This is a genomic window from Bradyrhizobium sp. AUGA SZCCT0431 (assembly GCF_018131065.1).
Taxonomy (GTDB): domain Bacteria; phylum Pseudomonadota; class Alphaproteobacteria; order Rhizobiales; family Xanthobacteraceae; genus Bradyrhizobium.
The window spans coordinates 1-21,359 of the sequence record NZ_JAFCLR010000018.1; the positions used below are offsets into that span (position 1 = coordinate 1).

The 21,359-nt window shown below is 63.1% G+C and carries 20 protein-coding genes; 16 read left to right on the forward strand and 4 right to left on the reverse strand.

What is annotated here, in order from left to right; all coding sequences use genetic code 11:
• The first annotated feature begins 540 nt into the window (after positions 1-540).
• From JQ567_RS18835 to JQ567_RS18850, 4 genes are all read left to right on the forward strand, one after another.
• Complete coding sequence (locus JQ567_RS18835) at positions 541-2,808, forward strand: acyl-CoA dehydrogenase (RefSeq protein ID WP_212440207.1); 2,268 nt, start codon at positions 541-543, stop codon at positions 2,806-2,808.
• On the forward strand, positions 2,808-4,091 hold the full coding sequence (locus JQ567_RS18840) for an acetyl-CoA C-acetyltransferase (protein WP_212440208.1): 1,284 nt from the start codon (positions 2,808-2,810) through the stop codon (positions 4,089-4,091). Before JQ567_RS18835 ends, JQ567_RS18840 begins: the two co-directional genes overlap by 1 nt.
• A gap of 2 nt (positions 4,092-4,093) precedes the next feature.
• Positions 4,094-6,190: a 3-hydroxyacyl-CoA dehydrogenase NAD-binding domain-containing protein gene (locus JQ567_RS18845; RefSeq protein ID WP_212440209.1), complete on the forward strand. Its 2,097-nt coding sequence runs from the start codon at positions 4,094-4,096 to the stop codon at positions 6,188-6,190.
• Positions 6,191-6,264: 74 nt separating this feature from the next.
• A complete protein-coding gene (locus tag JQ567_RS18850) occupies positions 6,265-6,621 on the forward strand; it encodes an acyl-CoA thioesterase (protein WP_249165561.1) in 357 nt (118 codons plus the stop codon).
• Positions 6,622-6,640: 19 nt separating this feature from the next.
• Here JQ567_RS18850 and JQ567_RS18855 read toward each other — a convergent pair whose 3' ends face one another.
• The gene (locus tag JQ567_RS18855) at positions 6,641-7,075 is read right to left on the reverse strand and encodes a BA14K family protein (RefSeq protein ID WP_212440211.1); all 435 of its coding nucleotides are present in this window, start codon (positions 7,073-7,075) and stop codon (positions 6,641-6,643) included.
• Positions 7,076-7,326: 251 nt separating this feature from the next.
• Between JQ567_RS18855 and JQ567_RS18860 the strand changes: the two genes are divergently transcribed.
• Positions 7,327-7,518 carry a hypothetical protein gene (locus tag JQ567_RS18860; protein WP_212440212.1) on the forward strand — a complete coding sequence of 64 codons (192 nt, stop codon included), beginning with the start codon at positions 7,327-7,329 and terminating at the stop codon, positions 7,516-7,518.
• Positions 7,519-7,752: 234 nt separating this feature from the next.
• Here the strand turns inward: JQ567_RS18860 and JQ567_RS18865 are convergent, their stop codons facing one another.
• Positions 7,753-8,895, reverse strand: a complete 1,143-nt coding sequence (locus JQ567_RS18865; RefSeq protein ID WP_212440213.1) for a hypothetical protein — start codon at positions 8,893-8,895, stop codon at positions 7,753-7,755.
• 251 nt (positions 8,896-9,146) lie between these two features.
• Between JQ567_RS18865 and JQ567_RS18870 the strand changes: the two genes are divergently transcribed.
• Together JQ567_RS18870 and JQ567_RS18875 are read left to right on the forward strand one after the other, a co-directional pair.
• A complete protein-coding gene (locus JQ567_RS18870) occupies positions 9,147-9,977 on the forward strand; it encodes a DeoR/GlpR family DNA-binding transcription regulator (protein WP_212440214.1) in 831 nt (276 codons plus the stop codon).
• 174 nt (positions 9,978-10,151) lie between these two features.
• Positions 10,152-10,535, forward strand: coding sequence for a RidA family protein (locus JQ567_RS18875; protein WP_212440215.1), 384 nt, complete (start codon positions 10,152-10,154; stop codon positions 10,533-10,535).
• Positions 10,536-10,542: 7 nt separating this feature from the next.
• On the opposite strand, the gene JQ567_RS18880 is transcribed toward JQ567_RS18875, so the two are convergent.
• Entirely contained in the window at positions 10,543-11,208 is a 666-nt protein-coding gene (locus JQ567_RS18880) for an ABATE domain-containing protein (RefSeq protein ID WP_212440216.1), read from the reverse strand.
• 17 nt (positions 11,209-11,225) lie between these two features.
• On the opposite strand from JQ567_RS18880, the gene JQ567_RS18885 reads away from it, so the two are divergent.
• Positions 11,226-12,140: a DMT family transporter gene (locus JQ567_RS18885; protein WP_212440217.1), complete on the forward strand. Its 915-nt coding sequence runs from the start codon at positions 11,226-11,228 to the stop codon at positions 12,138-12,140.
• 91 nt (positions 12,141-12,231) lie between these two features.
• Here the strand turns inward: JQ567_RS18885 and JQ567_RS18890 are convergent, their stop codons facing one another.
• Positions 12,232-12,939 carry a glutathione S-transferase family protein gene (locus JQ567_RS18890; protein ID WP_212440218.1) on the reverse strand — a complete coding sequence of 236 codons (708 nt, stop codon included), beginning with the start codon at positions 12,937-12,939 and terminating at the stop codon, positions 12,232-12,234.
• A 104-nt stretch (positions 12,940-13,043) separates the two neighbouring features.
• Here JQ567_RS18890 and JQ567_RS18895 point away from each other — a divergent pair, with 104 nt between their 5' ends.
• From JQ567_RS18895 to JQ567_RS18930, 8 genes are all read left to right on the forward strand, one after another.
• Positions 13,044-13,361, forward strand: coding sequence for a helix-turn-helix domain-containing protein (locus JQ567_RS18895; RefSeq protein ID WP_212440219.1), 318 nt, complete (start codon positions 13,044-13,046; stop codon positions 13,359-13,361).
• Positions 13,362-13,593: 232 nt separating this feature from the next.
• Positions 13,594-15,156: a glycerol-3-phosphate dehydrogenase gene (glpD, locus tag JQ567_RS18900; protein WP_212440220.1), complete on the forward strand. Its 1,563-nt coding sequence runs from the start codon at positions 13,594-13,596 to the stop codon at positions 15,154-15,156.
• Entirely contained in the window at positions 15,153-16,238 is a 1,086-nt protein-coding gene (locus JQ567_RS18905) for an ABC transporter ATP-binding protein (protein ID WP_212440221.1), read from the forward strand. The genes glpD and JQ567_RS18905 overlap by 4 nt, the downstream gene beginning before the upstream one ends.
• A gap of 12 nt (positions 16,239-16,250) precedes the next feature.
• Positions 16,251-17,336, forward strand: a complete 1,086-nt coding sequence (locus JQ567_RS18910; RefSeq protein WP_212440222.1) for an ABC transporter ATP-binding protein — start codon at positions 16,251-16,253, stop codon at positions 17,334-17,336.
• Positions 17,336-18,238 carry a carbohydrate ABC transporter permease gene (locus JQ567_RS18915; RefSeq protein WP_212440223.1) on the forward strand — a complete coding sequence of 301 codons (903 nt, stop codon included), beginning with the start codon at positions 17,336-17,338 and terminating at the stop codon, positions 18,236-18,238. Before JQ567_RS18910 ends, JQ567_RS18915 begins: the two co-directional genes overlap by 1 nt.
• Complete coding sequence (locus JQ567_RS18920; RefSeq protein ID WP_212440224.1) at positions 18,238-19,044, forward strand: carbohydrate ABC transporter permease; 807 nt, start codon at positions 18,238-18,240, stop codon at positions 19,042-19,044. Before JQ567_RS18915 ends, JQ567_RS18920 begins: the two co-directional genes overlap by 1 nt.
• Positions 19,045-19,053: 9 nt before the next feature.
• The gene (locus tag JQ567_RS18925) at positions 19,054-19,380 is read left to right on the forward strand and encodes a DUF2160 domain-containing protein (RefSeq protein ID WP_212440225.1); all 327 of its coding nucleotides are present in this window, start codon (positions 19,054-19,056) and stop codon (positions 19,378-19,380) included.
• A gap of 74 nt (positions 19,381-19,454) precedes the next feature.
• Positions 19,455-21,251, forward strand: coding sequence for an ABC transporter substrate-binding protein (locus JQ567_RS18930; protein WP_212440226.1), 1,797 nt, complete (start codon positions 19,455-19,457; stop codon positions 21,249-21,251).
• The last annotated feature ends 108 nt before the right edge of the window (positions 21,252-21,359 follow it).

Genomic DNA, 21,359 nt, shown 5'->3' on the forward strand with positions numbered 1-21,359 from the left:
GACGGTGACAACGAGCTCGGCCCGACCGAGGAGAGCACGAAGTAAGCCGTAAAGCCATTGCGCAGGGAATGTCGGATTGCCTCCGCTGCCCTGTATGCTCGTGTGCAGCTTTGTTTGCACTATTCGCACACGAGACCGCGGGTGCAGCGCGCATCCGGCATTCCCTGCGCCCTCTGATTTCTGAGAGGTGCGAAAATTGATTGCAAACCTCGGGCGCGTCGCGTCGCGAGAACGCTCCTCGTCGTCCCGGCGAAAGCCGGGACCCATAGCCACCGAGGGTAGCGGTTGAAGGAAAGTCGTCGAACAGCACGTCTCAAAACAAGCGCTGCGGCGTATGGGTCCCGGCCTTCGCCGGGACGACGATGATTGTGACTGCGGACCGCAGACATGCGGCCCCCACTCCGGAACGGACAAGCTCCAAAGCCGTTATCAGCCGCCCGTCCGCGTCAATTTCGCCCTATTTTCAAGGCGAAGTGTTCACCCAAATCCCGCATCATCAGCTAAAATAGCCTTCCGCGCCGCCGATCCATGAGGACCGCCATGAGCTTCCGCCGCGATTTCATCACCAAGCCGATCTTCTCCTGGGCCCGCGGCGTGTTGCCGTCGATGTCCGACACCGAGCGCGAGGCGCTGGAGGCCGGTGACGTCTGGTGGGATGCCGACCTCTTCACCGGCAATCCCGACTGGTCGAAATTGCTGGCGAATGCGCCGGCGACGCTGACGGCGGAAGAAGAAGCGTTCCTCCATGGTCCGGTCGACGAACTCTGCGCCATGCTCGACGACTGGAAGATCAATTGGGAATGGCGCGACCTGCCGCCGGAGGCGTGGGCCTTCATCAAGCGCCACAAATTCTTCGGCATGATCATTCCCAAAGAATATGGCGGCCTCGGCTTCTCGCCCTACGCGCATTCCGAAGTGGTGCGCAAACTCTCATCGCGTTCGCTCACCGCCGCCGTCACCGTGATGGTGCCGAACTCGCTCGGGCCCGGCGAACTCCTGATGCGGTTCGGCACCAAAGAACAGCAGCAGCAATGGCTGCCACGCCTGGCCGATGGCCGCGACATTCCCTGCTTCGGGCTGACCAGTCCGGAAGCCGGCTCCGATGCCGCCTCGATGATCGACACGGGTATCATCTGCAAGGGTCAGTTTGAAGACCGTGAAGTGCTGGGGCTGCGCCTCAACTGGCACAAGCGCTATATCACGCTCGGCCCGGTCGCGACGCTGCTCGGCCTCGCCTTCAAGGCCTACGACCCCGATCATCTGGTGGGTTCGCAGGAAGAGCTCGGCATCACCGTGGCCTTGATCCCGACGCATCTTCCGGGCGTCGAAATCGGCAAGCGCCATCTGCCGGCAATGCAGGTGTTTCAGAACGGCCCGAACTGGGGCCGCGATGTCTTCATCCCGATGGATTACATCATCGGCGGCCAGGAGCGGCTCGGCCAGGGCTGGAAAATGCTGATGACGGCGCTCGCCGCCGGCCGCGGCATCTCGCTGCCGTCACTGTCGGCCGCGGGCGCGGCCTATGCCGCGCGCACCTCCGGCGCCTATGCCCGCATCCGCGAACAGTTCGGCATCTCCATCTCAAAATTCGAAGGCATCGAGGAGCCGCTGGCGCGCATCGCCGGCACGGCCTATTTGCTCGACGCCGCGCGGCGGCTGACCTGTGCGGCGCTGAACCAGGGCCATCATCCCGCGGTCATTTCCGGCATCATGAAGCTGCACGCCACCGAGCGGATGCGGATCGCGATCGACGACGCCATGGACATCCATGGCGGCAAGGCGGTCATTGACGGCCCGCAGAACTATCTCGGCAACCTCTATCGCTCGGTGCCGGTCGGCATCACCGTCGAAGGCGCCAACATCCTGACCCGCAATCTGATCGTGTTCGGGCAGGGCGCGATCCGCGCCCATCCCTATCTGCTCGACGAGATGAACGCGCTCGGTGAAGCCGATCGCGCCAGGGGGCTGGATGCTTTCGACAAGGCGTTCTGGAGCCATGTCGGGCATAGTTTCAAGACCATGTTCCGCGCCTTTGGCCGCAGCTGGAGCTTTGGCATGTTCGCGCCGGCGCCAGATGCGGGGGATGCGACCAGGTTCTATCGCCAGCTCTCGCGCTACTCCTCGGCGTTCGCGCTCTGCGCCGACATGGCACTGCTCACCTTGGGCGGTGCGCTCAAGCGCAAGGAAATGCTCTCGGCCCGGTTCGGCGATATCCTCTCCGAGCTCTATCTGCTTTCGGCCGCGCTGAAGCGCTGGCAGGACGAAGGCCGCCAGCAAGCCGATTTCGCGGCGCTGGAATGGTGCATGGCGAGCGGCTTCAAAACCATCGAGAACCGGTTTGCCGAGATCCTCAATAATCTGCCCAATCGCTTTGTCGCAATCATCCTGAAATTCCTGATCCAGCCGTTCGGGGCGCGGGTGGTCGGTCCGACAGACCGGGTCGTCCAACTCTGCGCGCAGCTGGTGCTGTCGCCATCGGCGGCGCGCGACCGGCTGACGGCTGATTTGTCGCATGTCGACGACGACCGCGGCGTTTTCAGGCTGGAGAAGGCGTTCCTGCTCGTCACGGCTGCAGATGACATTTCAAAGAAAATGCACGCCGCGCGATTGCATGACTGGAAAGAGGCGGTGCAGAAGGGCGTCATCACCCAGTCCGAGGGCGAAAAGCTTGCCGCGGCCCATGAGGCTGTCGCAAAAGTGATCGAGGTCGACGATTTTGCGCCGGAAGCGCTGTCGCCGATTTACAGGAGAGCCGCCGACGTGCATCAATTCTTCCAGGAATTGGGTGAGCAGAGGGCGGCGAGCTGATGGCGCGACCGGTTTTTATTGTCGACGGCAGCCGGACGCCGTTCCTGAAAGCGCGTTCCGGCCCCGGGCCCTTCACCCCGGTCGATCTTGCCGTGCAATGCGGCCGGCCGCTATTGGCCCGGCAGCCCTTTGCGCCCACCGCCTTCGATCAGGTGATTTTGGGCTGCGTCAACGTCATTGCCGACGAGATGAACCCGGCGCGGGTCGCAGCGCTGCGGCTCGGCATGGGCGAAAAAATGGTCGCCTTCACCGTGCAGATCAATTGCGGCTCCGGCATGCAGTCGATCGACACGGGTTACCGCTACATCCGCGAGGGCGTCTCCGACCTGATCCTGGCCGGCGGCGCCGAGGCGCTGAGCCACGCGCCGCTGGTGTGGCCGCAGCAGGGCGTGCGCTGGTTCGCCGACCTTGCCGGTGCCCGGGGTATCGGCGCCAGGATCATGGCCGCGCTAAAGGTGCGGCCGTCTTATTTCAAACCGATCATCGGCCTCGAGCGCGGGCTGACGGATCCCATCACCGACCTCAACATGGGCCAGACCGCCGAGGTGGTCGGGCATCTCTTCGGCATCACCCGCGCGCAGTCCGATGCCTATGCCGCCGAGAGCCACAAGCGGCTCGCCAATGCCCAGAGCCAGGGCTGGCTGAAGGGCGAGGTCGAGACCGCTTTTGCCCGCGACGGCAAATTCTATGACCATGACGATGGCGTGCGGCCGGATTCCACGGCCGAGACATTGGCAAAACTGAAGCCGGTGTTCGAACGGCCCTGGGGCAAGGTCACCGCCGGCAATTCCTCGCAGATCACCGACGGTGCGTCATGGGTGATCCTCGCTTCCGAGAAAGCCGTTGCCAAGCATGGCCTGACGCCGAAGGCCGTCATCCTCGACAGCCAATGGTCGGCGCTCGATCCCTCGATCATGGGCCTCGGGCCGGTGCTGTCGGCGACCGAACTCTTGAAGCGCAACGAGTTGACGCTCGGCGATATCGAGACCTGGGAATTGAACGAGGCCTTTGCGACCCAGGTGCTGGGCTGCCTCGCAGCCTGGAACGACGAAACGTTCTGCAAGGAGATTCTGGGCCTGGATGGTGCGGCCGGTGCCATCGACCAGACCAAAATGAATGTCGATGGCGGCGCGATCAGCCTCGGCCATCCCGTCGGCTGCAGCGGCAACCGCATCGTGCTGCATCTCGTCAACGCCATGAAGCGGTTGGGCACACGGCGCGGCATCGCCACCGAATGTATCGGCGGCGGGCAGGGCGGCGCGATGCTGATAGAGACGGTGTGATCATGGAATCAGAGATCATGGGCGTTCTCGGCGATCGCGTGCTCGAACTCGGGCCGAAGCCCGATGCGGGCGGACCGTACAAGAATTTCAAGCTGACCCGCGACTCCGACGGCATCGCCTGGCTGCTGTTCGACCGCGAAGGCGCCAGCGCCAACACGCTGTCGGCGGATTTGATCGAAGAACTCGGCAAGGTGCTCGGCGAACTCGAAAGCGCACGGCCCGCGGGCCTCGTGATCCGGTCCGCGAAGGAATCCGGCTTCATCGCCGGCGCTGATGTCAACGCGTTTCGCGGTGCGAGCGATGTGCTGTCCGTCGAGACCGAAATCGGCCGGGCACATGCGGTGATCGACCGGCTCGAAGCGCTGCGGATCCCCTCGGTCGCCGTGATCCACGGCTTCTGTCTCGGCGGAGGCCTTGAGGTTGCGCTGGCCTGCCAGATGCGGATTGCGATCGATGATGCGCGCTTCGGCTTTCCCGAGGTGATGCTCGGTCTGCATCCCGGTCTCGGCGGCACCGTGCGTTTCACGCAGCTGGTCAACCCGATGCAGTCGATGCCGTTGATGCTGACCGGCAAGACCATCGACGCCCGCAAGGCCAAATCGCTGGGTTTGGTCGAGGCGGTGACGCAGGAACGGCACGTCCGCAGCGCGGTGAAGGATGCCGTGTTCGGGCGGCTGAAGCGCGCCGCACCTGGCGTGCTCATCTCGGTCCTGAACTGGGAGCCGGTGCGCAAACTCCTCGCCTCGCGGATGCGCGGCGAGGCGGCCAAGGCGGCACCGCAGGAACATTACCCCGCGCCCTATGCGCTGATCGATCTCTGGGAACGGTACGGCGGTGACAAGTACGGCATGCTGCGCGCCGAACAAGCCTCGTTCGCCAAATTGATGGTGACGCCGACGGCGCAGAACCTGATCCGGGTGTTCTTCCTGCGCGAGCAGATGAAGAAGCTCGCCGGCAGCGGCAACAAGATCAACCACGTTCACGTCATCGGCGCCGGTGCGATGGGCGGCGATATCGCGGCCTGGTGTGCAGGTCAGGATATGCGGGTGACGCTGGCCGATATGAAGCCCGAGCCGATCGCCGGCGCGATCAAGCGCGCATCTGACTTGTTCGGCAAGATCCTGCGCAAGCGCACCAGCGTGCGCGATGCGCTGGATCGATTGATACCCGACATGGGCGGCGAGGGCGTCCGCAGCGCCGATCTCATCATCGAGGCGGTGCCGGAAAAGCTGGCGCTGAAGCAGAAGGTCTATGCCGGGCTCGAGCCGGTGATGAAACCCGGCGCGATCCTCGCCACCAATACGTCGAGCATTCCGCTGCAGGATTTGCGCACCAGTCTGCAAAAGCCGGAGCGGCTGCTCGGCCTGCATTTCTTCAACCCGGTGTCGCGGCTGCAGTTGGTCGAGGTCGTCAGTCATGACGGCACCGACGCGCAACTGTTGAAGGAGGCGCTGGCGTTCGTCGGCGCCATCGACCGCCTGCCGCTGCCGGTCAAGTCTTCGCCGGGCTTCCTGGTCAACCGTGCGCTGACGCCCTACATGCTGGAAGCGATGGTGATGCTCGACGAGAAGATCGATAAATCGGTCATCGACGCCGCGGCGAAAAAGTTCGGCATGCCGATGGGCCCGATCGAGCTCGCTGACCAGGTCGGCCTCGATATCTGTCTCGACGTCGGCGACATGCTGCGCTCGAAGTTCGGCGACGCCCTGCCGCCGACGCCCGCATGGCTGCGCGAAAAAGTCGCCAAGGGCGAGCTCGGCCGCAAGTCCGGCAAGGGATTTTATGTCTGGAAGGACGGCAAGGCGGACACGTCTTCGTCCGCGCCATCCACGACGGAGCCATCGGCCGAAATGATCGACCGGTTGATGCTGCCGATGTCGAACGTCTGCGTCGCGTGCCTGCACGAAGGCATCGTCGACAATGCCGACGTGGTCGACGGCGCTGTCATCTTCGGCACCGGTTATGCGCCGTTCCGCGGCGGCCCGCTGAACTATGCCCGTACCCGCGGCGTGGACAATGTGGTCGCGACCCTGCGCGCGCTCACCGAAAAATTCGGCGGCAGATTCACGCCCGATGCCGGCTGGGAGAACTTCAAGTGAACGAGACGCATACGCATGCCCCGCTGAGCACCGAAACCGAGCCGCGCGGCGATCTCTGCATCCGCACGCTGGCGATGCCGGCCGACACCAACGCCAATGGCGACATCTTTGGCGGCTGGCTGCTCAGCCAGATGGATATTGGCGGCGGCGTGTTTGCTTCCAAGATCGCGAATTCGCGCACCGTCACGGTTGCGATCGATGCGATGAATTTTCGCAAGGCCGTCTATGTCGGCGACCTCGTCTCGGTGCACGCCAATCTGGTCCGGATCGGCCGGACCTCGATCACGGTCCATCTCGAGGCCTGGTCGCTGCGCCGCGAGGACAGGCAGTCGATCCTGGTGACCGACGGCAATTTTACCTACGTCTCGATCGACGAGCAGGGCCACCCGCAGGTGATCCAGCGGGATGGCGCGCCGGTCATCGCGACCTGAATCTTATGGGACCTGAATCTTACGGGCAGGGACGCTCATAACCGTCACGGCCGATGAATGTGCCGCTGCGCGGATCATAGCTCCGCGAGCGCATGCAGCGCGGCGTATCGTCATAATACTGCTGCGGCGGGGGCGGCGCATATTGCGCCTGGACGCCGCAATAGCGCGGCGAAACGGCCACCCAGCCGCCGGGCTCCTCCACATAGCAGCCGTTATTGTAATAGCGGTAGCCGCCCGGCCGCGGCTCGCCCTGGGAGGCAATCGCAGCTCCCGTGCCGGCGCCGATGATGGCGCCTGCCGCCGCGCCGCCGCGGCCACCGAGGGCGCCGCCGACGACACCGCCAAGCACGCCACCGACGATCGCGCCGCCGATCGCATCCTGCGCCGCGGCCTGCTGGACCGGTGCGCAAATCGCGAGGGCCAGAAGCGTCGTAACCGCCAATTTCGATACCATGTCCGTTCTCCGGCCTGTTTGTCGCAAATCACTGAATTCGCGGGGAACACTGGCGGCGACTTTGCCGCAGGTCAAGCCTGCGGAGGGGCCGTTTGTCCCACGAATCCGTAGTGGACCGGCCTTGCGGGGCGCTGATTCGCCAGACAATCGTCGATGACGTTTCCGCGTAGGCGCGCTTTCCGGGCTGAGGAACATTTCGGCAGGCGCTCCGTTATTGGCGCGGAATGCCATCGAGGCTGGATAAGATAAATATGTCGGATACCTACATTATCGAAGTCGGTTCGCAGACCGCCGGGATCGTCGTGCACGGCCCCGGCGGCTATCGTTTCTTTGCGGCCTCTCATCGTTTCGACCAGCTGGAAGGCCAGCTGTTCCGCAATGCCCGCGAAGCCGAGCGCGCGGCGAGGCGTCTTGCCACCGGCTATCTGACGCTGGCCGCGTGAATTACCGAGGGCGTGCTGATCGAGAACGTTGCGCGTGCAACGCTGATGCTGAAAGCCTCAAGAAGCAAACCGCTGATATCAGAGGGATGCGATGAAATGCAGGGCTATCTGATCGGGCGTCCGCGCCGGATCGAAGTTTATGCCAATCTGCTGGGCCGCAGCGATGCAGCCGGCCACATGCGCACCGCGACATAACCGAAAGGCGCTGCGCGGGCGAGAGCGCCGGAGCCGCGTTCAGCTCTGACCAATCAGCCGCTTGCAAAATGCGGCGCTATCGCTGATCGCATCGCGGCCCTTCCAGACGAGGCCAGACAACAATTTATTGCCGCGCGCGCCGCGCAGTTGCAGGATGTGGCCGACTTCATCGGGAAACCGGCTCACTTCAGTCTCCACATCGGCGACGATCGCGCTCCTGATGCCGCGCAGCCGCGCGCCCCATTCGGAGGCCGCGAGTTCGCGGATGGCGGCCTGCACCGCTGCTTCTGTCTTGTCGATGTCGGCCAGGATGTCGCGCGCGTCGACGACACGGTTTTTCTTCAGGGCAACGCGCAAGGCGATCCGTTTGTCGTCGATCTGGTCCAGCACCATCGAGACGGATATCGCATAAGGCGTCGCTGCGACGTCGGTTGCGCGCCGGCTGCGCGCGGGTTTGGTGGCAAGACGGAGCAACTCGCGGGGCGTCTTGAGACGTCCAGCAACCAGCGCCAGCGCAAAGGGTACCGCGCCGGGATCCTTTTTCCGGAATGCATCCAGCAGCGCCGTGACCTTGTCGACCTGCGCGTCGTTGAATTTCAGAACCTTTTCCGGCAAAGCCTTGCCGAACCCTGCCAGCGCCTCGCGTGCGCGCAGCGCGCCCATGATCTTGACGAGGTCGCTATAAACTGACGGCGAAGCCGTGTAGGCCGCAAGCTTGGTGCGTGCCCGCTCCGCGCCATCGGCCGAAGCCAGGTTTCCCTCCAGCGATTTTGCGACCTTGGTCTGGAAGATCGATGCCGCCTTTTGCGCGTCGCGCGGCCGGTTGGAAGCGATAAACCCCTTCATCTGGTCTTCGTAGTCGCGGGCCATGATCGGCAGCAGATCGCGGTTGATCCATTCCCAGATCGGAACGAGTGAACTCCGCGCAATCCGGCCCGTATTGGCATGCTCCGGCGCACCCGCGACGACCAGCGGCTCCAGCGGCGCGAAGAAATATTTGGACGGCGTTGGGGTCTCGTTCGGTCCGTCCGGGCGCAGTTCGGCCCGCAGCCTGGCCTGCAGGTCCGCGGTGCCCGGCATGTCGACGCCGCACGCCTCCAGCCGCTCCAGCTCGGTGAGCAGGCAGCTGCGCGTCAGCGGGCTCAACCGCTGGAGGAATTCCCAGATTCGATCGACCCGCATCGCAGCGATTTTCCGATATCTGGCCCGTTTTCCGGGCCAGCGACGGCAATGCAATCACAAAACCGTTAAGAACGGCAAAATCGCACCGGTAAAATGCGGCTGGCGCGATGCCAATGGGCTTATCATGCCTCTCGCACGCCGCCTTTTTAACAGATGGTTAACCATGATGTCAGGCGCGCCCGGTTTCGGCCGCGTTGACCGGAACCACAAACCACCGCACGATAAGAAACTTTTCCCCTGAGGTGCCACCAGTGGCCGGACTGTCCAACCGCCAGACTGAAATTCTCAACATCGCCCGGGCCTTCGGCCGGGTGATGGTGGAGGACCTCGCCAAGCGTTTCGAGGTTTCGGCGCAGACCATCCGCAAGGACCTCAACGATCTCTGCGACCAGCGCTCGCTGACGCGGATCCATGGCGGCGCCATCATCGCCTCCGGCGTCGAGAACCTCGCCTATGAAGCGCGCCGCTTCGTCGCCGCCGAGGAGAAGCGGGCGATCGGCATTGCCGCCGCCTCGCGGATCCCGAATGGCTGCTCGCTGTTCATCAATATCGGCACCACCACGGAAGAGGTCGCCAGTGCGCTGACCTCGCACGAGGACCTTCTCGTCATCACCAACAACCTCAACGTTGCGATGCTGCTGTATCGCCATCCGCGCATCGAGGTGATCGTGGCGGGCGGGGCGGTGCGCCGCGCCGATGGCGCGGTGATCGGCTCGACCGCGATCAGTCTCATTGGCCAGTTCAAGGTCGACTACGCCATCATCGGCGCCTCCGCGATCGACGAGGAGGGCGCGCTCCTGGATTTCGACTATCGCGAAGTGCAGGCGGCGCAGGCGATCATCGCGAACGCGCGCAGCGTGATGCTGGTCGCGGACTCGACTAAGCTCCGGCGCAGCGCGCCGGTGCGCATCGCCCATCTCAGCCAGATCCAGACTTTCGTGACCGACGCCGCACTTCCAGCAGGTCTCGCCAACATCTGCCACACCCGCGGCATAGAAGTGGTCGAGGCGATGGACAAGCCGGCCCCCGATATCGACGAGACGGTGGCGGAGACGGCTTCGACCGTCACGCGGCTGCGCTAACTGCGGAAACTACTGACCTTCACTTCGTTCCAGCTTGAAGAGGCCCCGGCATCGTCCGGGGCCTTTTCATGAGAAAAGGACATGGAATAGAAAATCTAGTCCAGCAGTGCAGGAAAAATGGTTTGTGCTGGATCGACCGGTGCACGAGGTTCTCTCAGGAAAAAGGAGAACCGAATGCAAATCCGACGCATCAATTCCGAAGCGGCCCTCGTGCCAACGACTGGTTATAGCCAGGCGCTTGAGGTCACCGGCCACACAAGGATGCTTTTTGTCAGCGGCCAAATCCCGGTTGCGGCCGACGGTGTGGTGCCTGAGGGCTTTGAAGCGCAGTGCAGGCTCGCCTGGGGCAACGTCGAGGCGCAGCTCAAGGCCGCCGGCATGACCTTCGACAATCTGGTCATGCACCGGACCTACCTCGCGGATCGGCGCTACACCATGCTCAATCGCGCGGTGCGAAGCGAGGTGCTTGGCGGCCGGGAAACAGCGCTCACTGTCGTCATCGCCGGAATCTTCGACGAGGCGTGGCTGCTCGAAATCGAGGCGGTGGCTGCGGGCTGAAGCCTTTCTATCGTGCGGTGCATCGCCATCGCCGCTGCTTTTCGCGATTGCCGCAGCCGATCATGCTGCACCATTGTCGGCGCTGGCCCTTGCTGGTGTCGAGGTAAAAGACGTCGCAGTCCGAGGCTCCGCATTTGCGGATTCTCTTGCGCTCCTCGTCAACGAGCAGACGCTCGATCGCGAGCGCACAGGCATGCAGTGGGATATCACGCGCCAGCGCAGGCGACCAGCGGCGGTCGGCCAACCCGGGTGAGGGCGATGCGACCAGCGTCCGGGCCGCATGTGCCGCCTGGATCGCAGCAGATAGCGCGTCGAGATCGGATTGTCGCGCCGGCCGTCGCGCATGTGCGGCAGCGAGAACATCGTGAAGGTGTTCACGAAGCTTGCGCGCGCGTTTCGCAATATGCGAGCCGCTGTTTCCGAGCTGCTGCAGGCGTGCGGCGGTCCGATTGTCGATAAGGCCCGCCAGCGCAGCGAACCGTGTCAGGTCGCGATACGTTGCCAGGTTCTCGATTGGTGCGGCCGAGGGCCGCTCATCGAGGGTGTTCACGAGATCCAGCGCCGGGTGGCCGCCGCTCCATTCGAACGGATTGGCGCGGTCGCTCATCCTGCTTGCCTCATGTTGCGCTCCATCATAACCTGTAAAATATATTAAAGGGGTTATGCCGTCCATTGCGATCGGAGGCGATGATGACTGATCTCACCGTCGGTGGCCGCACTGCCGCGCAATATCTCCGCGGTGCCCTCTACGGCCTCGCGGCCGTCAGCATCTGGTCTGGCTGGATCGTGGTGGCTAGGCTGGGACTGCGGAGCAGCCTCACGCCATGGGACATCGCTGCGCTTCGCTTTGGCGTGGCTGGTGTGTTCCTGCTGCCTTATGTGATGCGCAAGGGGCTCGCGCTCGATCGACTGGGCTGGATCGGGCTCGCGGCGATCGTGATTGGCGGCGGCGCTCCGGTCCTGCTGGCGAATGCAGGTCTGTTGTTCGCGCCAGCGGCGCATGCAGGCGCACTGTTTCCCGGAGTCATGCCGTTGGCGGTGGCGCTTCTTGCCGCGGCCGTCCTGCATGAACCGTTCACAGATTCGAAAAAGATTGGCTTCGTGCTGATCCTGTTCGGCGTTTTTGTCATCGCTGGGGGCGCTGGTGGCGCGGTCGGCCCCGGGCAGACGATCGGGCACGCGCTGTTTCTAGGTTCCGCCGTGGCGTGGGCATGCTACACGGTCGCGATGCGTCACGCGCGGCTCGGTGGCCTGCATGCGGCGGGCATCGCAGCCGTCGGCGCTCTGTTTCTCTACATTCCCGTATATTTTTTCGTAGAGGGCGGGGGCTTGGCCAAAGCCTCAGGGAGCGACTTGGCGCTTCAAGCCATCGTGCAGGGGCTTCTGACCGCGATTGTTTCACTGGTTTTCTACGGACGGGCGGTCAGCATCCTTGGCGCCTCCAGTGGTGCCGCGTTCGCCGCGCTGTCCCCCGCGATGACTGCTGTCATGGCAATTCCAATTCTGGGTGAGTGGCCGACGGCAATGGACTGGATTGCCATATCAGGCATTTCCGTCGGCGTTTACGTCGTGAGCGGAGGTCCGCTGCCAGGTCGGTGGAACTGACTTGGTTGCGAAGTGGGCTAGGCGATGGACGAGCCGGCCCCGATATCGATGAGCCGGTGGCGGAGGCGGCCTCGACCGTCACGCGGCTGCGCTAGCTGGCGCCGAAGCGCTTGATGATTTCGGCCAGTGGGATTTGCCCGAGGCAGGCGCCCGAACCGGCGGGCGTTTCGCCGTCCTCGATGGCCTGGGCGTAACGCACGTCCGCATCCGCTTCGATCCGGCGGCGCAACGCGGCCAGCTTGGGATAGGCAGCGCCGTCGATGGCCTGATGGAATTCCGCCCAGCGCGCCACGCCGATCAGCGTGGTATCCGCCAGCGTCAGGCGATCGCCGACGAGAAAGTCGGTATCGCCGATCATCGCTTCCAGCTGATCGTGACGTTTGGCTACGGCCTGGCTGCCAAAGTCGCGCAAGATCGCCAGCAGCGCGGGTTCGGCAGAAGCCATCTCGAACGCCGCCCAAAGCGGGGTGAAGGCGGCGGTGAAGCCGGTATTCACGAAGGCCGTCAGTTGGTGCATGCGGTCGGCTTCGGGTGAGCGCGGGTCAAAACTGATACGGCGTTCGATGTCGCGGGCCTCAAGCCAGGCGGCGATGGCCATCGTCTCGGTCAGCAAGCGGCCTTCGCCGGTGATGAGCACGGGCGTTTCCTGACGGCCGTTGATGCGGCCATAGCCGTCGTTCTTCATGTCGGCGAGCATGTCGACACGGCAGAGGCGGTAGGGTTGGCCGACGCGTTCAAAGGCAGCGACGAGCCCCATCGAGCTTCCCGCCGGGAAGCCGTAAAGGAGAATCGGTTCCATCGTTTTCTTTCCGTGATTGGAGGGTGTGCTGCGCAGCGCGACTGGTACATAGGCGATGGCCGCCCCATGTAAATTAGGCACTTTTCTGTAACCAGGTTCGACTCATGAAAGACGCTGTATCGCGCTGCCCCATCGAAGAGACCATGCGGGTGCTCAGCGGGCGCTGGCCCACCCTGCTGCTCTATTATCTCAAGGATGGCACCAAACGGTTCAGCGATCTCCGGCGCGACAATCCGACGGTGTCGCACCGAATGCTGGCGCTGGAATTGCGTAAGCTGCAGGACGCCGGGATCGTGCGACGCACGGCTCACGACGGCTACCCGCTCCGCGTCGACTACGATCTCACCGCGGCCGGTCTCGAACTGGTGCCGCTGATCGATGCCTTGGGGAAATGGTGGGAGGGACGGAGGACGACGGCCTAGGTCGGGCATTACCGAGTTTCGCTACGAAGCCCCTGTCTTCTTCATCGGCTGCATTTTGAGTGAGGCTCTGGCGGGGCGCCCTTGCGTTCGCATCGAACGATGAAGTTTGGGCAAAACGCTCCAGTTCCCGTTTTCATCTTGCTTTCATCTTGCTTTCGTTTTTCTTTGTGATTAACTCCGATCCGAAAGCTAAATCGCCGAAGTGAAGAGGCGATCGCCGGGGAAGCGTCTGTTGGATCGGATTTTCGACCTCGCCATCATCGGAGGCGGCATCAACGGCTGCGGCATCGCGCGCGACGCGGTGGGCCGGGGCAATTCCGTTTTCCTTTGTGAAATGAATGACTTGGCGAGCGGGACGTCGTCCTGGTCGACCAAGCTGGTGCATGGCGGCCTGCGTTACCTCGAATATTACGAGTTTCGTTTGGTGCGCGAGGCGCTGATCGAACGCGAAATCCTCTGGCAGATCGCACCTCACATCATCCGCCCGCTGCGTTTCGTTTTGCCGCACCATTCGGGGTTGCGGCCGGCATGGCTGCTGAGGCTAGGGTTGTTCCTGTACGACCACATCGGCGGCCGTCATCTGCTGCCGCCGACACGTTCGGTCGATCTCGCGCATGACGAGGTCGGAAAGCCCTTGATCGCCAACCGCTACACCAAAGGCTTTGAGTATTCCGACTGCTTCGTCGACGACGCGCGCCTGGTCGTGCTCACGGCGCGTGACGCGGCGGATCGCGGCGCCGAGATCCACACGCGCGCGCGGGCGGTCGAGATCAGGCAGGCCGACGGCGTCTGGCACGTCACCGTCGAGGATACGCAAAGCGGCACGCGCACCACGATCCAGGCGCGCGCGCTGGTCAATGCCGGCGGGCCCTGGGTCGAACAGGTGCTGTCGTCGGGATCGGGCGTCAATTCACGCGCAAAAGTTCGCCTGGTGCAGGGCTCGCATATCGTGGTGCGCAAGCTCTACGACCACGACCGCGCCTACATCTTCCAGAACGCCGACGGCCGCATCATCTTCGTCATTCCCTATCAGGATGATTTCACGCTGATCGGCACCACCGATCGCGATTACGACGGCGACCCGGCCAAGGTGAAAGCCTCCACGGAAGAGATCGCCTATCTCTGCGCGTCCGCCAGCGAATATCTCGCCAAACCGGTCAAGCCGGAGGACGTGGTCTGGACTTATTCGGGCGTGCGCCCGCTGTATGACGACGGCGCCAGCGAAGCAAAAGCTGCGACGCGAGATTACGTCTTCGAACTCGATACGCCCGGCGGCGCGCCGCTGCTGTCGATTTATGGCGGCAAGATCACGACTTATCGTCGCCTCGCCGAAGAGGCGCTGGAACGACTCGAGCCTTATTTGCGCAGGTCCACGCCCTGCGAGGACTTCAAGGCAAAAGAAGGCTGGACCGGCAAGGCCGCGTTGCCCGGCGGCGACATGGATGTTTCCGCAATCGCCGCGCTGACCGCGGAACTGACGCGGGACTATCCGTTCCTCATTCCCGCGCATGCGAAGCGGTTGGCGCACGCCTATGGCACCCGCGCCAGCAAGGTGCTTGGCAACGCGAAATCGGCGGCCGATCTCGGCCAGTCCTTTGGCGCGACCTTGACGGAGAGCGAAGTCAGGTACCTGATGTCGGCCGAATGGGCCTGCACCGCCGAAGATGTCGCGTGGCGCCGATCCAAGCTCGGATTACGGCTGTCTGCGGGCGAAATCGCCGTCCTCGACGAATGGATGGCCGCCCATCGCGCGTCCGGTGAACGACCCCTGCGTGAAGCGGGAGGACGGACATGAGCGTCACGCTCGAACACGTCACACGAACCGTCGACGGCATCGCGACCATCCGTGATGTGTCGCTGACGCTTGAGCGCGGCACGCTGAGCGTGCTGCTCGGGCCGACGCTTTCCGGCAAGACCTCGATCATGCGGCTGCTCGCCGGGCTCGACAAGCCGGGATCAGGCCGCGTGCTGGTCGACGGCAAGGATGTCACCGGATTCGACGTGCGCAAGCGTTCGGTCGCGATGGTCTATCAGCAGTTCATCAATTATCCCTCGCTGACGGTCTATGAGAATATCGCCTCGCCGTTGCGGGTGCAGGGCAAGCCGCGCGCGGAAATCGAGAAGCGCGTGCATGAGGCGTCGCGCCTGCTCAAGCTCGAGCCGTATCTGCAGCGCACGCCATTGCAACTGTCCGGCGGCCAGCAGCAGCGCACAGCGATTGCACGCGCGCTGGTCAAGGGCGCGGATCTGGTGCTGCTCGACGAGCCGCTCGCCAATCTCGATTACAAGCTGCGCGAGGAGTTGCGCACCGAATTGCCGCGCATCTTCGAGGCGTCGGGCGCGATCTTCGTCTATGCGACCACCGAGCCTTCCGAAGCCCTGCTGCTCGGCGGCCGAACCGTCTGCATGTGGGAAGGCCAGGTCCTGCAGGCCGGCGACACTCCGAAGGTCTACCGGCATCCCGATACGCTGCGTGTGGCGCAGGTGTTTTCCGATCCGCCGCTCAATATTGTCGGCATCGAAAAGAAGAACGGCACGGTGCAATATGCCGGCGGCATCCAGGCGCCGGCCAGCGGGCTTTATGCCTCGCTTGCCGACGGGCCCTATCGCGTCGGCTTCCGCGCCCATCAGCTTGAAGTCGCCAATGGCATCGCCGGCCGCCACGCGTTTCAGGCCACCGTCACCGTGACCGAAATCACCGGTTCGGAAAGCTTCGTGCATCTCAACCGCGACGCGTCGAACTGGGTCGCGGTGCTGCAGGGCATTCATGAGTTCGAACCGGGCCACGTGCTCGACGCCGTGCTCGACCCTGACAATCTTTTCGTGTTCGACGCGGCTGACCGTCTGGTCGCCGCGCCTAAACAAGACAACGCGTGAGGGAGATGCCGCATGGCCCGCATTGACCTCGTCGATCTCGCGCATTCCTACGGCGGCAATGACGCCGCGCCCGAATCGTTTGCGCTGAAGCCGGTGACGATGACCTGGCGGCAGGGCGGCGCCTATGCGCTGCTCGGGCCGTCCGGCTGCGGCAAGACCACGCTGCTCAACCTGATTTCCGGGATCGTGACGCCGTCGCGCGGCCAGATACTGTTCGACGGCGCCGATATCACACCGCTGTCAACCCAGAAGCGCAATATCGCGCAGGTGTTCCAGTTTCCGGTGATCTACGACACCATGACGGTCGGGCAGAACCTCGCATTCCCCTTAAAGAACCGCGGCGTCCCGAAAGCCGAAATCGACGCGCGCGTGAAGCAGATCGCCGATCTGCTCGACCTCACGCCGCATCTCGATCGCAAGGCAACGCGGCTGACCGCCGACGCCAAGCAGAAGATCTCGCTCGGCCGCGGCCTGGTGCGATCAGACGTCGCCGCGATCCTGTTCGACGAGCCGCTGACGGTGATCGATCCCGAATTGAAGTGGCAGTTGCGTTCCAAACTCAAGGCGCTGCATCGCGACCTCGATCTCACGATGATCTACGTCACCCATGACCAGACCGAGGCGCTGACCTTTGCCGATACGGTGGTCGTGATGCATGACGGCAGGGTGGTGCAGAGCGGCACGCCGGCCGAACTGTTCGACAAGCCCGCGCATACATTCGTCGGTTACTTCATCGGCTCGCCCGGCATGAACATCGTGCCGGCCGAGGTGAGGGGCCGCGAGGCCCGGATCAGCGGTCACCCGATCGCGCTGAACCGCAGCTATGATTCGCTGCCGCCGGGCGCGAAGATCGAAGTCGGCGTGCGTCCGGAATTCGTCGACGTCGCCGCGCCCGCGCCGGGATTGCTGTCCGCCAATATCGAGCGCATCGACGATCTCGGCCGCGTCCGCTTCGCGCGCGTGCGGATCGGCGACGCCAAATTCGCCGCGCGCGTACCATCCGGGTTTTCAGTCTCCGGCGAAACCGCCGGGCTGGTTTTCGATCCGTCGCATGTTCACGTCTATGCCGACAGCCGTCTGGTCGAGGGGACAGCCTGATGGACAAGACGATCAACCAAAAAGCCTGGTTCCTAGTGCTGCCGGTGTTTCTGGTGGTCGCGTTCTCCGCGATCCTGCCGTTGATGACGGTGGTGAACTATTCGATGCAGGACACCTTCGGCAACAACCAGTTCTTCTGGAACGGCGTCGGCTGGTTCAAGGAATTGCTCGATCCGTCGACCGATCTCGGTGGACGGTTCCTGGCGTCGCTCGGCCGCAATCTGCTGTTCTCGGCCATCATCCTTAGCATCGAGGTGCCGCTCGGGATCGTGGTCGCGCTGTCGATGCCGCGCGACGGCTGGAGCGTCGCCGCCTGCCTCGTGATCCTGGCGCTGCCGCTTTTGATTCCGTGGAACGTGGTCGGCACCATCTGGCAGATCTTCGGACGGCCCGACATCGGCCTGCTCGGCTACACGCTGAACAGCCTGGGCATCAACTACAACTACGTCTCCAACGAGTTCGACGCCTGGGCCACCGTCATCGTGATGGATGTCTGGCACTGGACCAGCCTGGTCGCGCTGTTGTGCTACGCCGGACTGAAGTCGATCCCCGACGCCTATTACCAGGCGGCGCAGATCGACGGCGCCTCGCGCTGGGCGGTGTTCACGGCGATCCAGTTGCCGAAGATGAATCGCGTGCTGCTGATCGCGGTGCTGCTTCGCTTCATGGACAGTTTCATGATCTACACCGAGCCGTTCGTGGTGACCGGTGGCGGTCCCGGCAACTCGACCACCTTCGTCTCGATCGAGCTGGTCAAGATCGCGCTCGGCCAGTTCGACCTCGGCAAGGCCGCCGCACTCTCGCTGGTCTACAACCTCATCATCCTGATCGTGTGCTGGGTGTTCTATACCGTGATGACAAACGCCGGGGCCGAGCGCCCGGTCAAACAGGGAGCTGAATGATGCATTCGATTCCCGGACGTCGCATCATCCTCATCACCTTCCTGATCTTCCTGCTGTTGCCGATCTACTGGCTCGTCAACATGAGCTTCAAGACCAATGCCGAGATCGTCTCCACCATGACGCTGTGGCCGCACCAGCCGACGCTGGAAAACTACAAGCGCATCTTCACCGACGAGAGCTGGTATTCCGGCTACATCAACTCGCTGACCTATGTCCTGATCAACACCGTGATCTCGATTGCAGTGGCGTTGCCGGCGGCCTACGGCTTTTCGCGCTACCGTTTTCTCGGCGACAAGCATCTGTTCTTCTGGCTGCTGTCGAACCGCATGGCGCCGGCGGCGGTCTATGCGCTGCCGTTCTTCAATCTCTATTCGGCGATCAATTTGTTCGATACACCCTGGGCGGTGGCACTCGCGCACTGCATCTTCAACGTCCCGCTCGCGGTGTGGATCCTGGAAGGTTTTGTCTCCGGCGTGCCACGCGAGATCGATGAGACGGCGTTCCTCGACGGTTATTCGTTCCCGCGCTTCTTCATCAAGATCCTGGTGCCCTTGATAGCAAGCGGCATCGGCGTCGCGGCGTTCTTCTGCTTCATGTTCTCCTGGGTCGAACTGCTGCTGGCGCGCACGCTGACGTCGGTGAACGCAAAACCGATCTCGGCGATCATGACCCGCACGGTCTCGGCCGCCGGCATGGATTGGGGCCTGCTGGCGGCGGCCGGTGTGCTCACCATCATCCCCGGTGCGCTGGTGATCTGGTTCGTCCGCAACTACATCGCGCGCGGTTTTGCGCTCGGCCGAGTGTAGGGGGGCTTCATGGAACACATTGCATGGATGGCCTGGACGCTCCCGACCGCGATCTTCTTCGTGCTGCTGTCGCTGACGCTCGGTGTCATGACGTGGCTTGCGGCCGCCTATCCCGAGGCCGAACGCGTCGGCGTGCTGCGCATTCCGACCACGCGCGGCGACCGGTTGTTCATCTCGCTGGTGCTCGCTGCCGTCATCCATCTGTTGTGGATCGCCTTCGTCGGCATCGATACGGTCGCGACGCTGCCGATCGGAGATGGCGTTGAAATATCGAGCTTGTGGCTCGCTACCGTGATTTCGCTTGTTTCGGCCGTGGCGGTTTTCCGCACCGTCTGATGAAGCGAAAAAAGACAGATCCGGGATCAACCCGGGCCTGAAAATTGTTTGTCGCTGCAACCGGAGGACTCAACATGCGACGTTTTAGAGGAAGGAACGGCCCATTGACCAAGGAGCGCTTTCTGACGATGACCAGCGCGGCTGCGCTGATCGGAGCTTCCATGACGATCGCGGCACCTGCTCGCGCGGACGACGCGGTCAATCAGCGCTGGATCGACAGCGAATTCCAGCCCTCGACGCTGTCGAAGGCCGACCAGCTGAAGGAATTGCAGTGGTTCGAAAAGGCCGCCCAGCCCTTCAAGGGGATGGAAATCAACGTGGTGTCGGAAACCATCACGACGCATGAATATGAATCCAAGACCCTGGCGAAAGCCTTCACCGAGATCACCGGCATCAAGCTCAAGCACGATTTGATCCAGGAAGGTGACGTGGTCGAAAAGCTGCAGACCCAGATGCAGTCCGGCAAGAACGTCTATGACGGGTGGATCAACGACTCGGACCTGATCGGCACCCATTTCCGCTACAACCAGACGGTCGTGCTGTCGGACTACATGACCGGCGAAGGCAAGGACGTCACCAATCCCAATCTCGACGTCAACGACTTCATCGGAAAATCCTTCACCACGGCGCCGGACGGCAAGCTCTATCAGCTGCCCGTCCAGCAGTTCGCGAACCTCTATTGGTTCCGCTACGACTGGTTCTCCAATCCGGACTACAAGGCCAAGTTCAAGGCCAAATATGGCTACGATCTCGGCGTTCCCGTGAACTGGTCGGCCTATGAAGACATCGCCGAGTTCTTCACCAACGACATCAAGGAGATCAACGGCACCAAGGTCTATGGTCACATGGACTACGGCAAGAAGGATCCCTCGCTCGGCTGGCGGTTCACCGATGCCTGGCTGTCGATGGCCGGCAACGGCGACAAGGGCATCCCGAACGGCAAGCCGGTCGACGAATGGGGCATCCGCATGGAAGGCTGCCGTCCGGTGGGTTCATCCGTCGAACGCGGCGGTGACACCAACGGTCCGGCGGCGGTCTATTCGATCGCCAAATATCTCGACTGGATGAAGAAGTATGCCCCGCCGCAGGCGCAAGGCATGACCTTCGGCGAAGCTGGACCGGTACCGGCGCAAGGCAACATCGCCCAGCAGATCTTCTGGTACACCGCCTTCACCGCCGACATGGTGAAGCCCGGTATTGCCGTCGTGAACGCCGACGGTTCGCCGAAGTGGCGTATGGCGCCGTCGCCGCACGGCTCGTACTGGAAGGAAGGCATGAAGCTCGGCTACCAGGACGCCGGCTCGGCGACGCTCCTGAAGTCGACCCCGGCGGACCGCCGCAAGGCGGCCTGGCTCTATCTGCAGTTCATCACCTCCAAGACGGTGAGCTTGAAGAAGAGCCATGTCGGTCTCACGTTCATTCGTGAATCCGACATCTGGGACAAGTCGTTCACCGAGCGTGCGCCGAAGCTCGGCGGCCTGATCGAGTTCTACCGCTCGCCCGCGCGCGTGCAGTGGACCCCGACCGGCAACAACGTGCCTGACTATCCGAAGCTCGCGCAATTGTGGTGGCAGAACATCGGCGATGCGTCGTCCGGTGCGAAGACGCCGCAAGCCGCGATGGACGCCCTGGCGGCAGCCCAGGACTCCGTGCTCGAGCGTCTGGAGAAATCCAACGTGCAGGGCGCCTGCGGACCGAAGCTGAACAAGAAGGAGACCGCCGAATTCTGGTTCGCCAAGTCGGAGAAGGACGGCAACGTAGCTCCGCAGCGCAAGCTGGCGAACGAGAAGCCGAAGGGCGAAACCGTCGACTACGACACACTGGTGAAGTCGTGGCCGGCAACGCCGCCGAAGCGGGCAGAAGCGAAGTAAGCCTCGCGATTACGAGTGATGCAAAAACTAAAGGCCGGGAGCGATCCCGGCCTTTTTTTCTTTCCGTCATTGCGAGCGTAGCGAAGCAATCCATGGCGCCACAAGCCG

Coding starts and splice junctions, on each gene's coding strand:
- JQ567_RS18835 (WP_212440207.1), top strand. CDS start 541: ATGAGCTTCCGCCGCGATTTCATCACCAAGCCGATCTTCTCCTGGGCC.
- JQ567_RS18840 (WP_212440208.1), top strand. CDS start 2,808: ATGGCGCGACCGGTTTTTATTGTCGACGGCAGCCGGACGCCGTTCCTG.
- JQ567_RS18845 (WP_212440209.1), top strand. CDS start 4,094: ATGGAATCAGAGATCATGGGCGTTCTCGGCGATCGCGTGCTCGAACTC.
- JQ567_RS18850 (WP_249165561.1), top strand. CDS start 6,265: ATGCCGGCCGACACCAACGCCAATGGCGACATCTTTGGCGGCTGGCTG.
- JQ567_RS18855 (WP_212440211.1), bottom strand. CDS start 7,075: ATGGTATCGAAATTGGCGGTTACGACGCTTCTGGCCCTCGCGATTTGC.
- JQ567_RS18860 (WP_212440212.1), top strand. CDS start 7,327: ATGTCGGATACCTACATTATCGAAGTCGGTTCGCAGACCGCCGGGATC.
- JQ567_RS18865 (WP_212440213.1), bottom strand. CDS start 8,895: ATGCGGGTCGATCGAATCTGGGAATTCCTCCAGCGGTTGAGCCCGCTG.
- JQ567_RS18875 (WP_212440215.1), top strand. CDS start 10,152: ATGCAAATCCGACGCATCAATTCCGAAGCGGCCCTCGTGCCAACGACT.
- JQ567_RS18880 (WP_212440216.1), bottom strand. CDS start 11,208: ATGGACGGCATAACCCCTTTAATATATTTTACAGGTTATGATGGAGCG.
- JQ567_RS18885 (WP_212440217.1), top strand. CDS start 11,226: ATGACTGATCTCACCGTCGGTGGCCGCACTGCCGCGCAATATCTCCGC.
- JQ567_RS18890 (WP_212440218.1), bottom strand. CDS start 12,939: ATGGAACCGATTCTCCTTTACGGCTTCCCGGCGGGAAGCTCGATGGGG.
- JQ567_RS18895 (WP_212440219.1), top strand. CDS start 13,044: ATGAAAGACGCTGTATCGCGCTGCCCCATCGAAGAGACCATGCGGGTG.
- JQ567_RS18905 (WP_212440221.1), top strand. CDS start 15,153: ATGAGCGTCACGCTCGAACACGTCACACGAACCGTCGACGGCATCGCG.
- JQ567_RS18910 (WP_212440222.1), top strand. CDS start 16,251: ATGGCCCGCATTGACCTCGTCGATCTCGCGCATTCCTACGGCGGCAAT.
- JQ567_RS18915 (WP_212440223.1), top strand. CDS start 17,336: ATGGACAAGACGATCAACCAAAAAGCCTGGTTCCTAGTGCTGCCGGTG.
- JQ567_RS18920 (WP_212440224.1), top strand. CDS start 18,238: ATGCATTCGATTCCCGGACGTCGCATCATCCTCATCACCTTCCTGATC.
- JQ567_RS18925 (WP_212440225.1), top strand. CDS start 19,054: ATGGAACACATTGCATGGATGGCCTGGACGCTCCCGACCGCGATCTTC.
- JQ567_RS18930 (WP_212440226.1), top strand. CDS start 19,455: ATGCGACGTTTTAGAGGAAGGAACGGCCCATTGACCAAGGAGCGCTTT.